The 6,000-nt window shown below is 49.3% G+C and carries 6 protein-coding genes; 4 read left to right on the forward strand and 2 right to left on the reverse strand.

From position 1 onward, the window contains the following. Window positions 1-26: 26 nt before the first annotated feature. Window positions 27-1,220 carry a cytochrome P450 gene (locus tag K3T82_RS45525; RefSeq protein WP_220200082.1) on the reverse strand — a complete coding sequence of 398 codons (1,194 nt, stop codon included), beginning with the start codon at window positions 1,218-1,220 and terminating at the stop codon, window positions 27-29. Window positions 1,221-1,435: 215 nt separating this feature from the next. Here K3T82_RS45525 and K3T82_RS45530 point away from each other — a divergent pair, with 215 nt between their 5' ends. The 3 genes from K3T82_RS45530 (at window position 1,436) to K3T82_RS45540 (ending at window position 4,784) form a co-directional block, all read left to right on the forward strand. Further along, complete coding sequence (locus tag K3T82_RS45530; protein WP_220200083.1) at window positions 1,436-1,588, forward strand: hypothetical protein; 153 nt, start codon at window positions 1,436-1,438, stop codon at window positions 1,586-1,588. A 641-nt stretch (window positions 1,589-2,229) separates the two neighbouring features. Further along, window positions 2,230-3,492: a hypothetical protein gene (locus K3T82_RS45535; RefSeq protein WP_220200084.1), complete on the forward strand. Its 1,263-nt coding sequence runs from the start codon at window positions 2,230-2,232 to the stop codon at window positions 3,490-3,492. A gap of 122 nt (window positions 3,493-3,614) precedes the next feature. Continuing rightward, on the forward strand, window positions 3,615-4,784 hold the full coding sequence (locus K3T82_RS45540; RefSeq protein ID WP_220200085.1) for a cytochrome P450: 1,170 nt from the start codon (window positions 3,615-3,617) through the stop codon (window positions 4,782-4,784). A gap of 254 nt (window positions 4,785-5,038) precedes the next feature. On the opposite strand, the gene K3T82_RS45545 is transcribed toward K3T82_RS45540, so the two are convergent. Next, window positions 5,039-5,725, reverse strand: coding sequence for a peroxiredoxin-like family protein (locus tag K3T82_RS45545; protein ID WP_220200086.1), 687 nt, complete (start codon window positions 5,723-5,725; stop codon window positions 5,039-5,041). Window positions 5,726-5,859: 134 nt separating this feature from the next. Between K3T82_RS45545 and K3T82_RS48790 the strand changes: the two genes are divergently transcribed. Next, the coding region (locus K3T82_RS48790; RefSeq protein ID WP_220200095.1) for an HTH domain-containing protein at window positions 5,860-6,000 on the forward strand (141 nt) is incomplete at its 3' end.

Consider the following 6,000-nt stretch of genomic DNA (forward strand, 5'->3'; position numbering starts at 1 on the left):
TGGCAGTTCCCATAAAAGTCATCTCTTTAAAAACGCATAGGGAGGCTTTTCAATCCAAAGATCATTTCAGTGTCCAGCTGCTCCAGACATTGAGGATTCATGATTTCCCATTCGTGAAAATGCTCCAGCATCTGTTCCAGAACGATGCGTGCTTCCAAACGCATCAGCTGACCCCCAAGACAAGAGTGAATACCAGAACCAAACGCTAGATGGGGGTTGGGAGAACGCTGAATGGAAAAACACTCCGCATGGTCGAAGATCGCTTCATCATAATTTGCGGAAAAGACGATTGGCCTGAGAATCTCCCCCTTGCGAATGCGCTGTCCTCCCAATTGACTCTCTTCAGTAGCGATACGACAATGCATCAGATGATGTTCTACAACGCGTGCTGCCCCCATGTATCGTAACACCTCCTCGCACGTATTTTGTACCAAATCAGGATGACGACGGAGACGAACAAGCTCCTGGGGGAAAAGTTCCAGGCACAGAAGCATATTGCCAAGCAAGGCTGTGGATGAGAAGGTTCCTGCTACGAGCAATTCAGTTGCCAAAAACAACAGGTCCTGGATGGTCAGGGGAGGACCCTCAACACTGCTGGTTAAGAGATGGCTAATGAGATCTTGACGGGGGTGTTGCTGCCGTTGTTTAAAAATTATCTGGAAACACACTTCTACTTCTCGCTGCACCTTTTCCCTGTTTTCTTCTTTTTCCACAAGAATGAGGCTATCCACCCATGCATGAAAGAGAGGCCATTGTTCTGGAGGGAGACCAAGCCACTTTGTCATGACAAGTAAGGGGAGTGGGATGGCAAGTTCTGTCATAAAATCTGCCTGGCCCTGCTTCTGGATCTTTTTTAGGCGCTCACTTGTCACCTGTATAATATAGGGGCGTAACTGGGCAAGAGAACAAGCTGCGAGCGCTTTTTGTTCGAGCAGACGCCAGCGCTGATGTTGCGGAGGGTCTAGTTGGACAATGCCAGTCATTTGATTTGGAATCTTGACTGGCACATTGGCACTTGGGAGCAGGCTGGAAGAGTAGAGTTCGGGCTGCTTGTAGACGTGAAGCACATCTTGATAGCGGAAGATCAGCCATCGCTTATATTCGTCGCTATAGACCACGGGCTGCTTCATGCGGTGTTCTCGGCACCAAGTTCGCGCATGATGATGCCATTCTACAGGAGGGATATGACGTGCATTCTCATACGGAATGATTACGCTCATGACGTCACTCCTTTCTGAAATCGTTCTCTCATGGGTTGATGAGGTGTCCCGTGAGTCTCTCATCTATCCTAAGGATGTGATTGATAGGGTTCATGACTATATCTTAACTATGAGATCGTGTCAAAAAAAATTGCTGACCATATTTTTGTTCCCAGTGTCTAATGCACTATACGAGCCTCTTTACTATATGGGCCTTACCAAGCAGGACAATTTGCATGTCTGCGCGACAATGCAGCGATCCCGTATGGGCACATCCTCCAGATAGGGGAACGAGCGAACTTTCCCCATCAACCCAGCAGGAAGCCAAACGACGCGGGCGACGCAAGCAGCGTCCGTCATGGACGCTGCTTGCGTCGCCGATGATCTGACCTGCTCTTTGTTCATAATCTTCGTGTTCCTTTAGGCGACGCACACATCGAATCTGACCATTCGTTTGCCCAATATGCAGCAGAAGACCACTCTACTCTTTATGTTCCATAAGCAGCTTATCTAAGAAATTGCATGTAAATAAAATATTATTGATGATCCTGCGCTGTAACGAGAGCTTCGTGCTGTTGCTTTTTGAGCTTTGCTCTTTTCCTACAATGGAGATGCTGAGCGTGTAATTTTGCTCTGGAAAGAAAAAGGGGTCTCATATGAATACAAATTCTCATATGTATTATGAGAAACAGGGAAAATACATATCATATAGACAAATTCTTCTAGAGAATATAGATGCCGTGGCGCATTTTCTTTCCCGACTAATTATCCATCAGGGAACGATCCATCCGGAAAAATTGTATGTGGTTGATGTGACGGGCGGAACCCCTCAGGTTCGGAAAGGAAAGCCAGAGGAAAAACGAAGTGACTACTCCCTTGGAACAGGGGGGAAGTCCCCAATTCCTTTTCGCCTCTCTACGAGATTGGATATTTTTTCCAGTGTCTTTTTCTCGCAGGAGTAGGAACAGCCTTTCTCAGGCGCTATCATCATTCTTCTGAGTTTTTGAACAAACACGACGTTTTTTCAGCCATGAAAACAGATCTCCTAAGCATCACCGACGATGAGATCATGGATGGATTAAGCAAACCTGACATTGCGATTGTGGCGAACTTAGATACAGATGTAGTTCCACTGCGATACTATAAACATCATCTGTGGCGATTAGACCCTGCGGTCCTCACCAAACGGGTCACAGAGATCACTTCTGAGCAGTATGGCAAGCTCCCTTCCCCACCGCTCAATCGGGATTACTGGACGCTCGCCGATCAGCAGATTGCTGAAATCGCCATGCAAGCAGCAGAGACTTTGGTACAGGCAAAAGCTATTCAATATTACTTAACGTTGCAAACCTTTGCGAAAGCTCTTGCAATCGATATGCAAAATATTCCACTCTATTTTAACTTCATTCCCAAAGAGGAAATGATTGATGGGGATTCAATGAGCAGTTTCCTCAAAGTTCTTCTAGAATTACACACCCCTGAGGGAAGAATTGCTTATCGCAAGATCACTGGATTGAAGAATCCCTGGATTCTGACGAAATCGTGTCCTCAATGTGGTCAAGGAGACAAGCGGATTCTCTGCTCAAAGCTCATGGGTGATGGAAAGACAATCACCGTCCATTGTAAGCCCCAGGAGTTTTTCTTTCGGAATGAGCAGGGCAACGGTGTCACAAGGACCGGATGTGATCACCGCTTTTCTTTTCAGGTTCCCACATCTCCAGAGGCTCTGCACGAGTTTTTTCAACAGGAGAATTTTAGCCTGCATTTTGCGACGAGAGAACTTACCACTATCCTCAAAGATAGTTGTTATACCCCTGTGGGTCTGATGGCAACAGATCTGGGGGTCGTAACGGCAACGGATGGACACCTGCACAAAGACGCTCAGCAGGTTAAGGGATATGGGGACCATCTGGAGATGCTCACATCGGCGTTGGGCCTACAACATTTTGTGATTGGTGAGAAGATCGCCGGGTCCATTGCCGCCAGATTGAAACGCCAGCGCGTGCTTCTGCCCGCGCCAGTTCTGTTATTCGGTTATAGGCAACGTACCGCTTTATGTGATCCAGAAGTGACCACGGCAGTGAATAAGGGGGCTGTGCTTCCTGTCTTTGATACCAGCGCATTAAAAGCGGTCGAAAGAGGATGGTCAATCAGCGAGATGTTTCAAAGAGCGGTTCGTCTTCATGCTTTTTCTCTGGAAGAATTGTATTCTCTGAAAGGAAAATCATTGGCTTCTCTTGAACAGAGCCTCCAGCAACATCCACCAACTGGCAATTCTGCCTCTTGTAAGTAAAGAGGGTCCGGGCCTCCCTACAAGGAACCTCTATCGTCTACTGGTCAGTTTCATCACCAGGTTTCATACTCAACAATGTGAGCGTCTTGTGATGAAGAGAGATGAGAAAGGAAAACAGTGTCGTGAACACAGTCAATCTCTGGGATCTCGCTCGCGAATATCCCGCCTCCAGGATGGGGTTGAACCCTTTCTCCTGGTACAGGGAAATGCGTGTGCAGAGCCCGGTGCATTTTAACAAACGTTGGCACGTCTGGGAAGTCTTTACCCATGAGTTCTGTCAGGAGATCCTCAGACGACCAGACATCTTTTCTTCCCAGCGGGGCGCCATTGAGAAGGTCGAACGGGAGCGCATTGGCAGTATTCTGGGGCTTGACCCGCCGCGACATCACCAGTTGCGTGCCCTGGTTTCTCAAGCTTTTACGCCGCGCTCAATTGCTCGCCTGGAAGGGCGTATTCGCCAGGTTGTCGATATGTTGCTAGACAGGCGTCCACACACGAACCAGCTCGACCTGATCCACGACCTGGCCTATCCCCTGCCGGTGATTGTCCTGACTGAGATGCTCGGTGTGCCGCTCGAGGAGCTCGATACCTTCAAACGCTATTCGGACGATATGATTAGTGACTCGAAAGAGCGGGCCAGTGCTGGATCGGAGGAACTGGATCACTACTGCCGAGGCATTATCCAGACCAGACGTCAAGAGCCTAGAGATGATCTTATCAGCGATCTACTGGCCGCCAGAGTGGATGACAAGCCGTTGACTGAGGATGAGATCGTCGATTTCTGTATCCTTCTGTTGCTAGCGGGCAACGAGACCACGACCAATCTGATCGGCAATGCCATGCTCTGTTTTGATGAGCAGCCCGAGATCTGGGCCGAACTGCGTGCTAACCAGGGATTGTTGCCTGGTGCGCTTGAAGAGGTCTTGCGCTTCCGCTCACCAGTGCAGCGAATGAGCCGACTCTGCCTGAGCGATACACAAATCGCGGGTCAGCATATCCGGGCCGGGCAGGGAATCTTCCTCTGGCTTGGCTCTGCCAACCGCGACGAACAACAGTTTCCTCATGCTGAGACCTTTGATATCTATCGCTCGCCCAACAAGCACCTGGCTTTCGGTAATGGCATTCACATGTGCCTGGCTTCTTCCATTCCCCGTCTGGAAGCCCGCATAGCCTATGAATGCCTGCTTACACGCTTCTCCATCCTGGAGCGAGATCGCAGCGTTCCCCTACAATCTATCCTGAGTGTTCTTGGTCATGGTGTCAAGCATTTATTGCTAAAAATAGCAGAGTGAAACGTGCTGCTTCCCGAAACTGATACTGTTGGTGAACCCTCAAGCTAGTTCGCTGTTTTTTTTGAGGTTGTTATAACTCACAGAATTGTACAGATTCCTCTCATTTCATTCTGTGATGCACTCAAAAGCCAAAATAAGGTCGAACCTTCGGGTCTCTTGTTTTGACCTGGAGGTTCGACATAGCGGTGCTCTGTCCAGCGAGTTCGTTTGTTGGGAAGTCGAATACAGTGTCGAATTTCCTGCGAACAATACCTTTATTCTACCAATGCTCCGCTGAGCCTTTTGAGCTGTGCGATGATGATGGAGGGGTCAAGGCGATGGGTGAAATCTGGATCGACAAAGGCCAGGCGCACGATCCCAGCTTGATCGATCAGAAAGGTTGCTGGTATTGGCAGTTGCCACGATGCATCGCCGTTATAGGCAGGTAGATCCGCACCCAATTGCTGATGGGCTGTGCGCACGGCTTCATCCAATATGAAATCCAGGCCATACTGGCGTGCTACCAGGTTGCCTGCATCGTTCAACACCGCAAAGCTCAAAGCGTGCTTTTCTGCCATCGAGAGGCTCTGTTTTGGTATCTGCGGAGAAATCGCCACCACCGAGGCGCCTAATGCCTCCAACTGAGGTAAGGCCTGCTGGTAGGCACGCACCTCCAGATTACAAATCGGGCACCAGATGCCTCGATAGAAGGTCAGAACCACCGGCCCCCGTTGAAGGAGCTCCGAAAGCTTCACCGAGCGTCCCAGAGCATCAGGAAGTGTGAAGTCTGGCGCCATCTCACCAACTTTTCGCGCCTTCGAGGCGGCAGAAGAATCAATAAGTTGCTGAATCGGGCGCATGAATGGCTCAAGCAGCTCAGCGGGGACACTGCGTTGACCTTCTTGCACTGCCAGGTCAATCTGTTGCTGTAAAGGTGTCGTCATTGGGTCCGTTCTGGTCATTATCTTCCTCTTTCATGATGTCTAAAATTGCATTCTTCCAACCTCACTCATCCCTGTCTACGTTCTTGATTGTAGCCCGATAAGCTGATAAAATCGTTCCTAATTGAGGACACTTTCCTGAGAGGAGCAAGCAATTGGTCTATCGCCCGACCGCCCGTGTGCTCACCGTCCTGGAATTACTACAATCGCATGGGAGTATGACCGGCGCAGAACTTGCCAATCGTCTGGAGGTGGATATCCGAACGGTTCGTAATTATGTCGAGACCCTCACAGAT

The sequence above is a fragment of the Ktedonospora formicarum genome (genome assembly GCF_016587355.1).
GTDB classification, from domain to species: Bacteria; Chloroflexota; Ktedonobacteria; order Ktedonobacterales; family Ktedonobacteraceae; genus Ktedonobacter; species Ktedonobacter formicarum.

Coding starts and splice junctions, on each gene's coding strand:
- K3T82_RS45545 (WP_220200086.1), bottom strand. CDS start 5,725: ATGACCAGAACGGACCCAATGACGACACCTTTACAGCAACAGATTGAC.
- K3T82_RS45530 (WP_220200083.1), top strand. CDS start 1,436: ATGTCTGCGCGACAATGCAGCGATCCCGTATGGGCACATCCTCCAGAT.
- K3T82_RS45535 (WP_220200084.1), top strand. CDS start 2,230: ATGAAAACAGATCTCCTAAGCATCACCGACGATGAGATCATGGATGGA.
- K3T82_RS45525 (WP_220200082.1), bottom strand. CDS start 1,220: ATGAGCGTAATCATTCCGTATGAGAATGCACGTCATATCCCTCCTGTA.